This window comes from Microcoleus sp. S13_C3 (assembly GCF_036700905.1).
Taxonomy (GTDB): domain Bacteria; phylum Cyanobacteriota; class Cyanobacteriia; order Cyanobacteriales; family Microcoleaceae; genus Microcoleus.
Map to the genome: position 1 here is coordinate 5978 of NZ_JAUBPT010000138.1, position 15743 is coordinate 21720.

A 15743-nucleotide genomic window follows, 5' to 3' on the forward strand; every position below is an offset into this window, starting at 1 on the left:
AAATGCCTGTTCCACAAGAAAATTCACTCTTTGTGGAACAGGCCGAAAAGCCTGTTCATAAAAGACTTATTAACAATAATGCAACATCGCAAAATGCCTGTTCCACAAGAAAATTCACTCTTTGTGGAACAGGCCGAAAAGCCTGTTCATAAAAGACTTATTAACAATGATGCAACATCTCATATCTTATTCGACTACCTGAGATTCCACACGCCTGTATTTACCCGCCAAACGTTCTCGACGCTGGCGGCGGTTGTCAGCTTCAAATATGGCAATCGCTTCATCTAACTTCAAATTGAAAGCGTCCAACTGTCGGCAGACTTCACGCATCTTTTCAACGTGTCGCTTTCTGGTTTCAGCGTCGGGGATTCTAGGTTGTTGATTCATCGTAAGTTCCAATCCATTTTGATTTCTTGAATGCTTGCTGCTGAGGCATCGACAATTGCCTCTCCGTCTTCTATCGTTCCATACAAAAAGTTTAACGTATCCGCAGTCGCAGCGGGCTGAGATTCTGCCACCTGCTGCAAAAGCCTGTACAAACGATTGTAAGAGGTTCTCAACCTTTCCTTAATATTATCCAGAGATTCTAGTTCGGGGAGTGTCGCTTCTGTCTCGCCAAACTGCTGCATTAAAATGTATTCTGTAGCGGTTGTCTCGTTGAGGATTTCCACTAGCCGCCGCTGCAATGTGAAAATTGTGTTCAGAATGTCATCAGGTAGCTTTGCCATTGTCCTTAATTTTTAGGGATAACAACTTAACACAATATATCAGAATGTTTACTTCCTCTCATTTTCGTTTTAATCAAGAGCGATATCAGTCCAAATTTACTACCTTTAAATTTGCATTCCATGCTTCGCCAATAACGCACTTCCATAAGCAGCAACAGTATGAATCGGCGTTTCAACAGGTACTTTTAAATAACGCTTTCTAATCGCACTCCAAACCGCATTTTTTGCACCGCCGCCAGCAGTATAAACTTTTGTCAAAGGAGTGGCACCCAATTCTTGCAATAATTGATATCCCCGCGCTTCAATCCGCGCTATGCTTTCTAGCAAACCGTGCAGAAATTCCACTGAATCAGTGGGACGCGGTTCGAGTCTGGGCGGCAAATTCGGGTCATTAATCGGAAAGCGATCGCCCTTTTTCAACAATGGGTAATAATCCAGCAAACTCTCTTCTTCTGGATCAATTTGTGTGCTATAATTATCCAACTCAACATCAGTAAAAAAGTGTCGCAGCACCGCACCTCCGGTATTAGAAGCACCTCCAACCAACCACAAATCGCCTGCCAGGGCGGGCACGGGGGCACCGCCCCTACAAAAGGGGGGGAAACGATGACTGTAAATCCCGTATCTAGAATCATCTACGCGGGTATGACTTAAGAGTTTGACTGCTAGTGTAGAACCGAGAGAAGTTACTGCTTCCCCTGGTAAATTGACACCGCTTGCTAAAAATGCTGCAATGCTATCGGTTGTGCCAGCACAAACCATACAATCGCGGGGAAAACCGAAGCGATCGCGCACTTGAGCTCTCACTTCCCCCACAGGCGTGCCCGGTGCGACAACTTGTGGCAATTCAGGAGTTGCAGCGCCCGCAATTCCCTCTATCAGCCAATTGGGATAGCACAAAGTATCAACATCGAAACCGAGTTTCAAAGCATTGTGATAGTCGCTAATTCCCAATTTCCCGTGCAGCAGAAATGCCAGCCAGTCAGCTTGATGCAGGAAAACCGTAGGGGCGGTGCCCCCGTGCCCGCCCTCCTGCCACCAGCCGTGCCCGCCCTCCTGCCACCACAGGAGTTTTGCCAGACTCGATGTAGCGCTCAATACTGTGTGGTTATCCGGCGCGATCGCCCGCAACCTCTCTGTCACCGCTGCACCGCGCGCATCATTGTATAAAATCGGCTCGCATACGGGTATACCGTCGGTATTGCACAGCATGACAGTGGAAGATGTGCCGTCAAGGGCGATCGCCCTTACCTGATTGCGGATTGCTGGGGGAATTTGTTCGATCGAATCCCACAGCGCATTTTGCCACACCGAGGGCAATTCAGTCTGTTGTTGCCCATTGTTGGCAAAAGTATATTCGGTCTCACAATGTATTGTACCCTGGGAGTCTATGACAGTCGATCGAGCGCCCGTGGTGCCGAAATCTATTCCCAAATAAAGATTCATTTGCCACTCCCACGAATTTTCCTATATTTGAGTAAACCACAAAGTTTATTTGCATCTTATGGTTGTTTCATTCCTCAGCTTCTGCTGCGGCAATATCAGCATTTATCTGCTCTTTATTGGCGTATTCTTTAAATAGGGGATGATTTTCTAAGTTGCGAGCAATAGGTCTGATAATTTTTATGTCTGCTAAAAATTCAGTTGTAAATTCTATTTCATAGGGCATATCTAAGCTGTACATATTTTAATAGAATTGGTGCATTACTGTTCGCTAATTAACCCTAGATTCGTATAAAAGGTTCGAGAATAAATACTTGACAAAGGGCTGAAATCGCTATAAATTACAGCTTACAGCTCTCGATGCGAGAGCAGAACCATAACGCCACTTCACACCCAAACCCCGAAACCCACCCCACCACCCACACAGTTGCCTAGGGAGGTGGCCCTCTGGTGCTTGCAGATTAAAGGTTAAATCATTGTAGCTCAACCAATCTTTCCTCCCCTTTCTCCTCTTTCGCCAACCGACGCGATCGCCTAGCTTCTTTTCAGTATCCCAATCAACTTTGCCGCCCACTTCCAACCAAATTTTTTTCTGGACGCTGAAACCAAAGCGACCCTGACTATATTTTACCCACAACTGGTCGATCGTCCGCAAATCATCGCAAGGAAAATTATCAATTGAACCCGTATCAAAATAATCTTCCTTCTCCCGTCGAGCAGCTTTCAGCATTACCTTTATTGTTTCCTGATCCGCCTCTTTCCACTTTCCTGCTGCCAATAAATCCCGCAGACGAGTATAGTCAACACCCCGCGCTGATGTAAGCGAGTCTGGTGGCGTTGCTAGTGGAGGTGTTTGAGCTGATAATTGAGGCGATCGAGTACCAATATCCTGCAAAACTTCAGTAGCAGATTGATAACGTTTTTTAAGAGCAGGTTGTATCATTTTATCTAAAATCTGACCCAGTTCCGAACTGACAGATGTTTTTAAGTGTTCTCGCCACACCCACTCAAACTCGCTATCATCGAATAAATCAATCGGTTCAACATCAGTTAACAGACACAGACAAGTGACACCCAGACTATAAATATCACTCGCATGAATAGCTTTGCCGTTGGCTTGTTCTGGTGCCATATATCCAGCCGTCCCGATTCTCGTTCCCGTTAGCCCTAGAGCCGTTTGTGTCGCATATTTCGCGGCTCCAAAGTCAACTAAAACCAGTTGCCTATCTTGCCTAAGAATAATATTTTCTGGCTTGATATCTCGGTGAATTACTTGGCGGGAATGAATGAACTCGAATACTGGCAATAAATTATTAAGCAAGTCGCGAATCTGCGTTTCGCTAAAATATCCCTTAGATTCTAGTGCTTCGGCTAAATTTTCACCGTCGATGAATTCTTGGACTAAATACTGCCGTCCATCTTGACTAAAATATGCTAATAAGTCGGGAATTTGAGAATGTTTACCCAACTGCTCTAGGCGTACTGCTTCAAGCTCAAATAACTCAGCAGCTTTCTGGATACTAGAAGTGCCTTGAACTTGGGGGTAAAATTGTTTAATAACGCAGGGAGGTTTTGATGGTTTATACTCGTCAACGGCTAAAAAAGTGCGCCCAAATCCCCCTTGTCCAATAATTTTTTGGGCTCCGTAGCGATCGCCCAATAGCAGTTTATTCCCACATTTTTGACAGAATTTTGTATAGCCAGACGGGTTTTGGAATAGGCAATCAGGGTTGAGACACTGGCTCATAAAATATGCTTAGAGATTACACATTAAAGCTCTCGATGCGATGCCAGCGGAGATGGTTTTAAATGTGAAACAGCAGAGTCAGGTAAGGACATCCCATTGCCTTTCATCGTGTCAACTTAAGTCTGAAACCTTTGTATCTCTCGCTTTTATCGGAGACCAGATCCCCCTAAATCCCCCTTAAGAAGGGGAGTAGGGGTTGACTTTGATCGGACTCTTGTCCCCCCCTTATTAAGGGGGGTTAGGGGGGATCTGGCCTCGACGATAAACAGCAGTCTATGACTAGGTTTGACCTTAAGTTGAGACTAATAGGCACTGCCTAAGTCCCCACTCAAAACTCGTTAAACTTTTGTCCCACACTCAGGACAAAACTTATTGCTCGAAACATTCTTCGCGCCGCAACTCGGACAATAAATCAACTCCGCAGATTGCAACTTGCTACGTTCAGGCAAACCAACCATTTGAGCGTTGCTCTTACCTGGAACTACCATCGGATAACAGTTTTCGTCCCTCGTCACCTTCACGTTCATCAGCACCGGGCCCTGGTGAGCGAGCATTTGAGCGATCGCATCTTTGAGTTCCTCCGGTTGCGAAACCAGCATCCCCTTCACGCCATAAGCTTCAGCCAGCATCACAAAATCCGGCATCCCCACGGTCATATTCGACGAGGAATAACGCTCGCCGTAGAATGCCTGCTGCCACTGCCGCACCATGCCTTGCCAGCCGTTATTTACAATCACAATCTTGACATTAATGCCGTATTGTGCTAGTGTTCCCAATTCTTGAATATTCATTTGCACGCTAGCATCGCCAGCAATACAAATCACTTGCTCATCGGGTAGGGCCATTTTCGCGCCCATAGCAGCCGGCACCCCGAAACCCATCGTGCCCAAACCAGCGCTCGAAATCCAGCGGCGCGGCCCGTTGTTCAAAAATTGAGCCGACCACATTTGATGTTGACCGACATCTGTTGTGTAGTAAGCATCCGGCGCTTGAGTAGCCAACTCGGAAATCACCTCTTGCGGAGACAAAATGTCTGGGTAATGAGGCACAACTAACGGATAGTCCTGTTTCCAGTGATCGATCCTGTGCAGCCATTCCGCAGTCTGTCCGGCCTTCCCCGAAACTCCAGTTTCCCGACAGCGGCGCAGCAAATCGAGCAAAACTTGGCGGACATCTCCGACAATCGGCACATCCGGGCCGCGATTTTTGCCTACTTCCGCCGGGTCGATATCGATGTGAATCACCTTAGCGCGCGCGGCAAACTCGTCTAATTTGCCCGTCACGCGATCGTCAAACCTCGCCCCGACAGCAATTAGCAAATCGCACTCGGTAACGGCAAAATTAGCGTAAGCAGTGCCGTGCATCCCCAGCATTTTCACCGACAAAGGATGGTTTTCGTCAAAGGCACCTTTGCCCATCAGCGTTGTCGTGACCGGCAATTGGAAAAGTTCGGCCAGTTCCTTAATTTCTTCGTGGGCCCCCGCCGCGATCGCCCCGCCACCCACATAAAGCAAAGGACGCTTTGCTTCCTGCAGCAAATGGATTGCTTGATTAATTTGCCGGGGATTTCCCTTCACCGTGGGCCTGTAGCCCGGAATTCTCACCGATCCGGGTTCCACGGGCAGATAGTCAAATTCTTCTAAACCCACATCCTTGGGCACGTCAATCAACACCGGCCCCGGCCGCCCTGTACTCGCGATGTGGAAAGCTTCTGCCACAATTCGCGCCATATCTCTGGGGTCGCGAACTACATAAGAATGCTTGACTATTGGCAGGGTAATCCCGTAAATATCTGTTTCCTGAAACGCATCAGTGCCGATCGCCGGACGGGGCACCTGACCGGTGATAATTACCATCGGGATCGAATCCATGTGGGCCGTCGCAATCCCCGTTACCAAATTAGTTGCACCAGGGCCAGAAGTAGCAAAACAAACCCCAACTTTGCCAGTAGCGCGGGCGTATCCGTCAGCCGCGTGAGCAGCGCCTTGTTCGTGGCGCACCAGAATATGTTTGATTGCGCCAGTTTCTTCGGCGCGGTAGAGTTCGTCGTAAAGCGGCAGAATTGCACCGCCGGGATAACCAAAAATATGCTTGACGCCGTGGCGGATCAAGCTGTCAATCAGAGCAAATCCACCAGTTGCACGCTTGATGGTCACTTTAGTTTTTAGTTGCACAGAATTTCCTTCCTTAAACTAATTATGTTTTTTAATGAAAGCTTTTATAGCTTGTAAAACTATAGTCATCTATTACATGACGTGGGAGGCATGAAGTCCCTCCCCTTTCGCTTTTACTTTGAGCGGATTAACCCGCCTCGGCCCAACTACGCAGCTCCCTATCAAGAAAGCTAAACGCATTTGGGATTGCTTTTCTCAAAATATTATAAGACCCGTTAGCATCGGCATTAATCATCTGGCTATATGATACTACCATTGTCTATTGATGTTTACAATCTTAATGATGTTTTATAATACTATAGCCTTTCGATCTCTCATATGAGGTACGACTGGGCATAGGGCATAGGCCTCCGTGGGCATAGGGCATAGGCCTCCGTGGGCATACCTCACCACGCTTGAGAACCGCTATACTTTAATCTCAATAGTCAAACTCTGAAAATTTGACTGCTGATATTTTACAAAAAGTTTGGCGAGCGGGCGGTGTCCGATCGATAAATTGTGGAACAGCAGAGGAAGAAAAGACACAGAGGAAATCGCGGCCTCTATGCCGGTTTACCGTGATATGACGCTTGTATAGCATTCTTGATACTCCCCACTGATGAATCAGGGGGATTCTTGAATAAGACCACAAAGGGACTTTGAAAGGCGCTATCAATGCGCCTCTACCCACTCAGCATGGACGAATCCAAGCTTTGCGTATACTTTTGGCTTTTTTCTGCTTTCGGAGTCCATCACTTATGCCAGATAGGTACGCTCCACATTTTGATATTTTTTGTCAGTTAAATAGGCTTCCTGCTCAAATGCAGTAGTGGCTTACTGTGCCGGAATCTCACCGAAACTAAAATGTTTCAACACGTAGATGGTTATTCTTAGTCGCTGCACTTATCATATCATTGCGACTCCAATTGCGATCCTTCCACGGCGACGGTCGTCGCAGTCGCTTTCCTCCCCATGTCTAAAGCCAGGGGCTTCTCGCTCGTTTTTTGGTGATTCGGCATTCGACAAGAAAAACTAATCGTTTGAGCAATTAAGAACGTCCTAATCATCAGGGCGGTTGCTATGTTATGGATCGATCGCGAAAACCAAGCCCTCTTGCTTCTTCCTTCTTTGCAAAGTTCAGAGAACATCCTGCAAGACTTTGCGAGTATGTTTCCAAGCTGCCATGCCCATCACCGAGACCAAAAAGCCCAAACTCAGCAACACGATCCGCAAGCCGAGGTCATCCGAGCCGACTGCTTTGCTGACAGCATCAGTCAGCGGGCCAGTAATCGCTAAAGGCAGGCTCAGAGCAATATTAATCGCATTGTTTTCAAATCCAAAGACTTTGCCCCGCATAGATTCGGGAGTTTTTTCTTGAATCAGAGCCTGCATCGGCCCGTTAATTAAGGAAGCGCCAAAACCGAACAGAGCGCTCAATCCGAATCCCACCCATAACTGTCGAGTAAAGGCAAACATTGCTAATACAAAACCCATCATCAAGAAACCGATTAAAGGCAGAGGTTTGTGGTGCATTCGATCGCCCCAGTGTCCCAAAAAGGCTGCGCCGAAGACCATTCCGACTCCTGCTGCCGCCAGCAAAAAGCCAAATTGAGTTTCTTTGAGACCTATTTTGCCTGAAAGCGCGATCGCCAGCACCTGAAGCGCGGCAAACACGGAATACAAAATTGTCAACTGCACCATCGCGTTGCTGACAAGGTGATTGTGTTTCAAATACCGCAAACCTTCTTTGAGGTCTTGCCAAGGATGGACGTTTTTGCCACTGCTGCCGGCATGACTTTCTTTGATCCGCATGGTATAGATCAAACCTGCAGATATCAGGTACAACCCGCCGAGCAAAAACTCTTGAGAAGCTGCTCCGAAGCTGTGTTTGACCCAACTAAACAGCGGTTCGCCGATCGTCATCCCGATAATAATCCCGCCCATTGTGGAGGAGGCGAACAGAGCATTTGCCGACATCAGTCCCTCTCGCCCTACGGTGAGGGGGATTGCAGCCTGCTCTGCCGGAGCAAAAAATTGCGTTACGGTAGAGATTAAAAACGTCATCGTCAATAAAACCACAAAAGCTTTGGGCAAAAACGGCAAAGCTACAATCAACGCGGCTCGAATCACGTTGCAGGCAATCAGCATTTGCTTTTTAGAAAAGCGGTCTACGACGATACCGGCTGCGGAACCAAAGACGATCGCCGGCACGGTGTAGGCAATCATCACCGCTGACAGCATAGAATTTTCCGAATGTTGCCAAGAAACAGGCCAGGGTCGGTAGTCGCCTGTTTTCAGCAGAATAATCAGCAATACATAAAAGATTTTATCCGCCACTTGGGCCAATAACTGGCCCGTCCACAAGGCGAGGAAGGGGCGATTTCTCAGTAGGGCATCAAGCCCGCTGCGGTCAGGGGGAGGGCTGGCTGGGTGCATAAGAATAGTTTAACTGACCGCTTCTGGCAATTATAGTTTTCAGCAATACGTGCAAATCTCACATAGCAAAGCGGAAACTCGGAAAACTCCTGTCTCCTGGGTTCTTTTTCTGTTTTAGCAGATCGGCCGGGAACGGCTGCTGCTGTCTTCTTAACTCTACCGCGATCGGCCGGAGCCGAGAACCCGCGCCCCCGGCAAATCCGAGAATATTGTTAAAGGTTGGCGTGCATTTCATCGCGAGTACAAGATAGGGTAATATACTTGACAAAATACTTGCTGTTGGCCGTGATATTAAAAGATGTCACGCCGCTTAAGTAATATAACGAAGGTACTAACTGTTAGGAGTGAGAAACTTGAAAAAGGTTGAAGCTATTATTCGCCCCTTTAAACTAGACGAAGTGAAAATCGCACTCGTCAATGCTGGTATTGTGGGGATGACTGTTTCTGAAGTTAGAGGTTTTGGCCGTCAGAAGGGCATGACAGAACGCTATCGCGGTTCTGAGTACACCGTTGAGTTCTTGCAAAAGCTCAAGGTCGAGATTGTTGTGGAAAACGATCAGGTTGACATGGTGGTTGATAAAATTATCGCGGCTTCCCGCACGGGCGAGATTGGCGACGGCAAGATTTTCATCTCTCCTGTAGAACAAATTATTCGGATTCGGACTGGGGAAAAGAACTTGGAGGCAATCTAAGATACTGGGGCATTGGGCATTGGGCATTGGCCAAACAGGGCATTGGCCAAACAGGGCATTGGTAACTGTCATTGCCAACGAAAAACCTCTTTCCTGTTTAATTTTGAGACCTAAGTGTCAATATCCAATGCCACAGTAACCCCATTTTTTAGCTTTTTTCTCATTATTGGTTGACAACGTTCGCCAATTGTGGTATGAGAGCCTGGAAGGCTCGACCGCGGTGAGAGTGCGATCGCTTGATATCCGGTGTCATTTCGGCAAAAGTCTGTTGCTGTGCAGGTACGTAGAAAATGGGGTCATATCCGAAACCTCCCGTACCGCCAGGAGTGTGCAGGATTTCGCCTCGGCAAATTCCTTCTACTTGCAAGGCAATTGTACCGTCGGGACGGGCGATCGCGATCGCGCAAACAAATTGTGCTTCCCGGTTTTGCTCGTTTCCCAATTCTTTGAGAAGTCGAGATATCCTGTCAGCATCGGTTTTCCCGTAGCGCGCGGAATAAATCCCAGGTTGGCCGTTGAGTGCATCTACCATTAAACCAGAATCATCGCCGATCGACCATTTGCCCGTTGCTTTTGCCACTTCAGACGCCTTCAAGCAAGCATTAGCAATAAAAGTTTCGCCTGTTTCCTCGATTTCCAACTCGGACGGTTTGATCTCCAATTCCCATCCCAAATCCTGAAGATAAACTTGCATTTCCTTGAGTTTACCCGGATTGCCCGTAGCTACAACTAGCAATTTGCGATCGGTCATTATTTCTCTTCAAACTTACGGGTCTATATTAACAAACATATTGGGAAAATGGTTGCAACAGAATTCCCAAAATCTTATCAACATCTTTAATATAGTATTCAATCGGATCGATATAAACCGTAGTTTCCTCCAAAATCAAGAATTTCCAATTAGTACCCGTCGTCACCGCGCCGTAAATGCGATCGACCTCAGTGTCTTGATTTTGATTGAAACATTGGGCGGCTACCATTGCGGCTACGCATTGACCCAAACCGCCAATGATATCTTCTTTTTTTGCCTCAAAAATTGTTATAACCGGAGCACTGATGAACAATTGTTCTGAAGAACCGCTAATAATATAATCGCAAAATCCTTGCAAACCTCTTTCTGGATCGACAGTAAAATCCTTACCGGAAAAAAGAGAAACTCGTTTGTTTAACAATCGCCTAACTTCTGCTAATATCGGGGCAATCAAAAATTCTGAGCGAGCTTTTTCTGTGGAAATAAAAGTTGCTAGCGGTACATAATCAATCAGGATTGTTGTTAAAGTTTCTGAGGGTGAAACTGGTTTTGTGTCGGCAAATAAATTGCGGCTTTCATCTAATGTTAATCCAAAATCTTTTTTGACTCTCGCCAGACTGAAATCGCTGTAAGCCATTTGTTTTTATCCTAAAATTCATCTCATCTAGGAATAGTATTTCATTGTGAGTAATATTTTTTTTACCGCAGAGGCCGCAGAGGCCGCAGAGAAAGAGAGATTTGAGATCGAGTCATCCGCGTTCATCTGCGTTTATCTGCGGTGGAAAAGTCCGATTAATTATGCGCCCAATTTTTCGCCCAGTTTAAGTTTTGCATAACTTCTTTCAATGTCGCTGCTTCTGAATACAGCCGCAACACTGGTTCGGTTCCGCTAAACCGAATTAACAGCCAACTTCCGTCGGCTAAACGGAATTTATATCCGTCAACTTTGTTGCAATCTACAACTGCTTTGCCGGCGATTTCTGTTAAGGGTTGATTTTGCAGCAACGACAGCAAACGCGACCTTTCTTCCATGTTTGCTAGGTGCAAGTCGATTCTGTCATACGCTGAGGTAAAGCTTGTTTCTTGTTGCAGTCGGCTGTAAATTTCGCTTAAGTCTTCACCGGATTTGACAACGGCTTCTAATAAGTACAGCGCTGACAGTAAAGCATCTCGTTCGGGAATGTGTGTACCGTAGCCAATTCCTCCTGATTCTTCGCCGCCCACTAAGACTTGGGTGGTTAACATTCGATCGGCTATATACTTGTAACCGATCGGCGTTTCAAATAACGGCAAGTCGTACAGCTTGGCAATTTTGGGAATTATGTCTGAACCGCTGACTGTTTTGATGACTTCTCCGGTCAAGCCACGCCGTGAAGCTAAATGTTCGATTAATATGGGAACTAAGATTTGTGAACTGAGGAAGTTGCCGCTAGAGTCAACGGCTGCAATTCGATCGCTATCTCCGTCAAATACAAATCCGATGGACAAACCAGAACTTTTTCGCTGGTGAGTACGCATCACCCGAAATAACTGCGACAGGTAGCGCGGCAAAGGTTCCGGTGCACCGCCGCCAAACAGCGGATCTCGATCGCTGTTGACTTCATGTACCGGAACTTCTAAAATTTGAGCTAGTCCTCCGGCGGCGGCACCGTGCATTACATCTACAAATACTGTAATTTTACCGCTGGCGATCGCTTCTTTAATCGCCTCAATATCTACCGTTTCCCGCAAGGTTTTGCAGTAAGCCGGCCAAGGATTGAAATTCTCTAATTTGCCGGGAGTTGCTGAAATTGCCGCCGGATTTTCGAGTTTTGCTTCTATCTGTTGAGTAACTTCGGGCGAAACTGAACCGCCAAATCCGCCCTTGACTTTTAACCCTAAATATGCGCCGGGATTGTGGCTGGCTGTCAGGACGATCGCACCCAAAGCATTTAATTGTTTGGCAGCTAAACTGAAAGCTGGAGTAGGCGCGTAGGATTCGCTCAGCAGCACGTCAAATCCTGCATTTTGGATGGCAATAGCCGCTGTTTTGGCAAATTCTTCAGCCAGAAATCGGCGGTCGTGACCGACAATTACGGTACCGCTGCTGCCATCGCTGCTGCCGGTTTTTGCGAGAACTTGTGCCGCTAAGGGAGCGACTAACGCTACGCGATCGAATGTAAAATCGTCAGCAATGATGCCGCGCCAGCCATCTGTACCGAATTTGATAGGATTCATAGTCACAAGTCATGAGTCACCCGTCTATTTTATGGGTTTATCAGTCGATCGTCATCCGATTTTAGATTTTAGATTTGAGATTTTAGATTTGGGAATTGCTTCCACAGCCTTTACTCTGGCTATTGACCGAAAGCATCAAGGATACAAGCCCCCGGATTCATTCCGAAAGCAGACTCAGGATCCAGAAATAAAAAACCTGTATCCGATGAAGCTTGCCCCCCGAATTTATCCGTGGGGTCAATGGTTCAAATCTCAAATCTAAAATCTAAAATCTAAAATCGATTGACTGTTGACTGTTAGCTGCTGACTGTTGGCTGTCATTAGCCTTGCTTGATAGATTATTTTGGGCGGAGTGAAACTGAGGGTTCGTCTCTCAACCCAACCTACTAATTACTGTTAACTGCCTGCCAACTGCCAACTGCCAACTGTCAACTGTCAACTGTCAACTGACTAAAAGAATGCCGGTTGGTGGCGGATCAAATTCAGGAATTCTTCGCGAGTTTTCTGTTCTTCTTGAAACACGCCCAACATTGCACTCGTAACCGTCCAAGCACCGGGTTTTTGCACACCCCGCATCGTCATGCACATATGGCTGGCTTCCATTACTACAGCTACTCCCTTCGGTTCCAATATTGTCTGAACTGCTTCGGCAATTTGGCGCGTCAAACGTTCTTGCACCTGCAATCGGCGGCTGTACATCTCGGAAATTCTGGCTAATTTGCTCAATCCCACTACTTTTTGGTTGGGAATGTAAGCAATGTGAACTCGGCCCATAAACGGCAGCATATGGTGTTCGCACATACTGAATACGCTGATGTCTCGTACCAGTACCATTTCGTTGTGGCCTTCGTCAAAGATAGCGCCGTTGAGGAGTTCTTCGAGGGATTGACTGTAACCACTGGTGAGAAACCGCATTGCTTCTGCTACCCGTTTTGGGGTTTTGAGCAATCCTTCGCGTTCGGGGTCTTCTCCTACTCCCAGCAGCATTGTCCGAACGGCCTCCATCATTTCTTCCAGGCCTACTTCTGAAGCTATGGGCACGCTGGATTCTTGGCCGTGGGAGGAATTGCGATCGGGTCGAGTGGGGATGCGCGGGGAGTTGTTCTCTGCGGTTTGTAACAGTTTCATGCTGTCAGTCGAGATTGAAATCGAGCCATTGGAATCGGCGGAAGATGCAATTGTCATAACAAGTTGGTGTGAGGGTGAATCGATTTTCGATTTTTGATTGGGGGATATAGCTAGAGATTCAAAGATTGTTGAATTCGAGAAAAATCCAGCAGTCTAAAATCTCAAGTTCACAAAACTCCTGCGTTGGACATGAGCGTGATTTCTTCAATTACTGCACTTGCTGGCAACTGAACTGCGTGCAGAATTGATTGGGCGACGATTTCTGGGGTTAACATGGCGGTGCGATCGAAGTCGGCGTCCACGGTGTCTGTGTCCCACATGGGAGTATTGACAGAACCCGGACAGATTGCTGTTACGCGAATTCCGTGAACCCGTTCTTCGGCGGCTAAGGTTTTAGACAATGCCATGAGACCGAATTTGCTGACGCAGTAGGCTCCCCAGTTGGGGAAGGTTTGGCTGCCTGCGATCGAGGAAACGTTGATGATGATTCCCGATCGGCGATCGCGCATGGAGGGCAAAACTCCTAGAATGCACTGCCAAACGCTAGTCAGATTGAGGTCTAGAACGTTCTGCCAGTCGGCTAGGGACGTTTCCGTCAAGGAGCCGGTGTAGCCCATCCCAGCGCTGTTGACCAGGATATCTACGGAACCCAATTGAGATGCGATCGCGCTGATGCTGCTTTGCACTTGCTCAATTTTTGCCAAGTCTAAGGGATAAGCTTCTGCTTTCACTCCGACTTCTCGGGCTGCTGCAGCAACGGCTTCTAAGTTTTCCGACTCTCGGCTAACTAAGGCCAGATTTATGCCCTCGGCGGCGAACGCTAAAGCAGTCGCTTTGCCAATACCGCTGCTGGCTCCGGTAATCAGAGCCTGCTTTGTTGTGGGATGGTTCATTCAGTGTCCTAATACTTTCGCTCGGCAACTCCCTACAGCGTTGCAGCCTCCTGAGGCCAATTAGACAAATGTCTGCTGCGGGTGATAACAGTTAATTATGAGATGAACATTAAGAACTGTTAAGCCGTGTCACCTGAGAAATTATAACACTGCTGACAGAGCCGCAGAATAATGAGCTGTGAGTTATGAGTTTAAAGTAAGAGATTTTTTAACTCATAACTCACAGCTCTGAATCGATCGGCTCAAGCAGAAATTTCAGTGAATACACCGATGTGGCGAAACTTTTGATACCGGAGATCGCGTCGCTGCTGACTCGTAAGCTGGGTTAGTTCTGCTAAGTTTTCTAACAAAGCTTGTTTGAGTATGGACGCAGCTTTGAGGGGATTCGAGTGAGCGCCGCCGATCGGCTCTGGTACTATTTGATCGAGAATGCCGAGGTTTTTCAAATCCCAGGAAGTGATTTTGAGAGCTTCTGCGGCCAAGTTAGCTTTACCAGAGTCTTTCCAGAGAATGGCCGCGCAAGCTTCGGGGGTGGCGACGGTGTAGACGGAATGTTCCAGCATCAACAGTCGCTCGCCGACACCGATACCCAATGCGCCGCCGGAACCACCTTCGCCAATGACGGTGCAAATAATGGGAACGTCGAGGCGAAACATTTCTCGGAGGTTACAGGCGATGGCCTCTCCCTGTCCGAGCTGTTCTGCTTCTAAGCCCGCCCAAGCCCCCGGAGTGTCGATAAAGGTGAAAATTGGCATTCCGAAGCGATCGGCGTGTTCCATCAACCGCAGGGCTTTGCGGTAGCCGCCGGGAGCAGCCATGCCGAAGTTGCGGGCGATATTGTCTTTTGTGTCGCGCCCTTTTTGATGGCCGATGATGACTGTGGGGCGCCCGTCTATGCGGGCAATTCCACCGACGAGGGCCGGGTCGTCTCCGCCGCGCCGATCGCCGTGAAGCTCGATCCACTCGTCGCTAATTGCCTGAATGTAATCGAGGGTGCTGGGGCGGCGCGGGTGACGGGCGAGTTGCAGCCGCTGCATGGGGGACAAGCTGCTGAAAATTTCTTGTCGCAGTTGGGCGGAACGCGCTTCTAGTTTGCGAATTTCGTCGGTGACATCGACGCTGTTTTCTGCGGCGAGTTCGCGAATCTGGTGAATTCGGGTTTCGAGTTCGGCCAGGGGCTTTTCAAAATCTAAGAGTAAGGGTTTACGGTCTGGGTTTGGCACGCGGATAATTTCTATAAGGTTTTAAGGTTTTGTCAGGTTTTGTCGATCGACTCTTTCGAGATCCTACCGTGTCAGGGTATGCTGTAAAATAGGGGAAATTTGGAAGTTTTGAATTATGAATTTTGCTTGGCTTCATACCGCGCTGGAAAACCAGGAGCTGGAGCTTCCTTTCAATTTTAAATATAATAGGTTAATCCGCATCCCTTCCGTCTGAATTCCCCCAACAGTGAACAGTCAACAGCCAACAGCTAACAATCAACTGTCAACTGTCAACTGTCAACTGTCAACTGTCAACTGTCAACTGTCAACTGTCAACTGTCAACTGTCAACTG

General features: G+C 47.5%; 14 protein-coding genes and 1 pseudogene. 1 reads left to right on the top strand and 14 read right to left on the bottom strand.

Going from position 1 to position 15743, the window contains the following annotated elements:
• Positions 1 to 186 precede the first annotated feature (186 nt).
• From QUA16_RS28080 to QUA16_RS28115, 8 genes and pseudogenes are all read right to left on the bottom strand, one after another.
• Positions 187 to 387 (bottom strand): hypothetical protein, encoded by a 201-nt coding sequence (locus QUA16_RS28080; protein WP_333051533.1) that lies wholly within the window; start codon positions 385 to 387, stop codon positions 187 to 189.
• A complete protein-coding gene (locus tag QUA16_RS28085) occupies positions 384 to 728 on the bottom strand; it encodes a hypothetical protein (RefSeq protein ID WP_333107528.1) in 345 nt (114 codons plus the stop codon). The genes QUA16_RS28080 and QUA16_RS28085 overlap by 4 nt, the downstream gene beginning before the upstream one ends.
• Before the next feature lie 105 nt (positions 729 to 833).
• Entirely contained in the window at positions 834 to 2174 is a 1341-nt protein-coding gene (locus QUA16_RS28090) for an FGGY-family carbohydrate kinase (protein WP_333107526.1), read from the bottom strand.
• Between the two features lie 67 nt (positions 2175 to 2241).
• Complete coding sequence (locus tag QUA16_RS28095) at positions 2242 to 2412, bottom strand: hypothetical protein (protein ID WP_333107525.1); 171 nt, start codon at positions 2410 to 2412, stop codon at positions 2242 to 2244.
• A gap of 93 nt (positions 2413 to 2505) precedes the next feature.
• Positions 2506 to 3918, bottom strand: a complete 1413-nt coding sequence (locus QUA16_RS28100; RefSeq protein ID WP_333107524.1) for a serine/threonine-protein kinase — start codon at positions 3916 to 3918, stop codon at positions 2506 to 2508.
• A gap of 338 nt (positions 3919 to 4256) precedes the next feature.
• Entirely contained in the window at positions 4257 to 6092 is a 1836-nt protein-coding gene (gene ilvB, locus QUA16_RS28105) for a biosynthetic-type acetolactate synthase large subunit (RefSeq protein WP_333107521.1), read from the bottom strand.
• Between the two features lie 72 nt (positions 6093 to 6164).
• A pseudogene (locus QUA16_RS28110) lies at positions 6165 to 6339 on the bottom strand (RNA-guided endonuclease TnpB family protein); the annotation flags it as partial.
• An 869-nt stretch (positions 6340 to 7208) separates the two neighbouring features.
• Positions 7209 to 8507 (bottom strand): MFS transporter, encoded by a 1299-nt coding sequence (locus QUA16_RS28115; protein WP_333107520.1) that lies wholly within the window; start codon positions 8505 to 8507, stop codon positions 7209 to 7211.
• A gap of 353 nt (positions 8508 to 8860) precedes the next feature.
• On the opposite strand from QUA16_RS28115, the gene QUA16_RS28120 reads away from it, so the two are divergent.
• Positions 8861 to 9199 carry a P-II family nitrogen regulator gene (locus QUA16_RS28120; RefSeq protein ID WP_006633346.1) on the top strand — a complete coding sequence of 113 codons (339 nt, stop codon included), beginning with the start codon at positions 8861 to 8863 and terminating at the stop codon, positions 9197 to 9199.
• 163 nt (positions 9200 to 9362) lie between these two features.
• On the opposite strand, the gene rdgB is transcribed toward QUA16_RS28120, so the two are convergent.
• The 6 genes from rdgB to accA all read right to left on the bottom strand — a co-directional run bounded on the left by rdgB (position 9363) and on the right by accA (position 15411).
• Entirely contained in the window at positions 9363 to 9950 is a 588-nt protein-coding gene (gene rdgB / locus QUA16_RS28125; RefSeq protein ID WP_333107518.1) for an RdgB/HAM1 family non-canonical purine NTP pyrophosphatase, read from the bottom strand.
• A gap of 28 nt (positions 9951 to 9978) precedes the next feature.
• Positions 9979 to 10587, bottom strand: coding sequence for a hypothetical protein (locus QUA16_RS28130; protein WP_333107515.1), 609 nt, complete (start codon positions 10585 to 10587; stop codon positions 9979 to 9981).
• 155 nt (positions 10588 to 10742) lie between these two features.
• Positions 10743 to 12167: a phosphoglucomutase/phosphomannomutase family protein gene (locus QUA16_RS28135; RefSeq protein ID WP_333107514.1), complete on the bottom strand. Its 1425-nt coding sequence runs from the start codon at positions 12165 to 12167 to the stop codon at positions 10743 to 10745.
• 450 nt (positions 12168 to 12617) lie between these two features.
• Positions 12618 to 13352, bottom strand: a complete 735-nt coding sequence (gene folE / locus QUA16_RS28140; RefSeq protein WP_333107512.1) for a GTP cyclohydrolase I FolE — start codon at positions 13350 to 13352, stop codon at positions 12618 to 12620.
• Between the two features lie 110 nt (positions 13353 to 13462).
• Complete coding sequence (locus tag QUA16_RS28145; RefSeq protein WP_333107511.1) at positions 13463 to 14188, bottom strand: SDR family oxidoreductase; 726 nt, start codon at positions 14186 to 14188, stop codon at positions 13463 to 13465.
• Between the two features lie 242 nt (positions 14189 to 14430).
• The gene (gene accA, locus QUA16_RS28150; RefSeq protein ID WP_333107510.1) at positions 14431 to 15411 is read right to left on the bottom strand and encodes an acetyl-CoA carboxylase carboxyl transferase subunit alpha; all 981 of its coding nucleotides are present in this window, start codon (positions 15409 to 15411) and stop codon (positions 14431 to 14433) included.
• Positions 15412 to 15743 lie beyond the last annotated feature (332 nt).

Bases quoted from the DNA above. Each gene is read 5' to 3' on its own strand.
- QUA16_RS28080 (WP_333051533.1), bottom strand. From the start codon at position 387: ATGAATCAACAACCTAGAATCCCCGACGCTGAAACCAGAAAGCGACAC.
- QUA16_RS28085 (WP_333107528.1), bottom strand. From the start codon at position 728: ATGGCAAAGCTACCTGATGACATTCTGAACACAATTTTCACATTGCAG.
- QUA16_RS28090 (WP_333107526.1), bottom strand. From the start codon at position 2,174: ATGAATCTTTATTTGGGAATAGATTTCGGCACCACGGGCGCTCGATCG.
- QUA16_RS28095 (WP_333107525.1), bottom strand. From the start codon at position 2,412: ATGTACAGCTTAGATATGCCCTATGAAATAGAATTTACAACTGAATTT.
- QUA16_RS28100 (WP_333107524.1), bottom strand. From the start codon at position 3,918: ATGAGCCAGTGTCTCAACCCTGATTGCCTATTCCAAAACCCGTCTGGC.
- QUA16_RS28115 (WP_333107520.1), bottom strand. From the start codon at position 8,507: ATGCACCCAGCCAGCCCTCCCCCTGACCGCAGCGGGCTTGATGCCCTA.
- rdgB (WP_333107518.1), bottom strand. From the start codon at position 9,950: ATGACCGATCGCAAATTGCTAGTTGTAGCTACGGGCAATCCGGGTAAA.
- QUA16_RS28130 (WP_333107515.1), bottom strand. From the start codon at position 10,587: ATGGCTTACAGCGATTTCAGTCTGGCGAGAGTCAAAAAAGATTTTGGA.
- QUA16_RS28135 (WP_333107514.1), bottom strand. From the start codon at position 12,167: ATGAATCCTATCAAATTCGGTACAGATGGCTGGCGCGGCATCATTGCT.
- folE (WP_333107512.1), bottom strand. From the start codon at position 13,352: ATGACAATTGCATCTTCCGCCGATTCCAATGGCTCGATTTCAATCTCG.
- QUA16_RS28145 (WP_333107511.1), bottom strand. From the start codon at position 14,188: ATGAACCATCCCACAACAAAGCAGGCTCTGATTACCGGAGCCAGCAGC.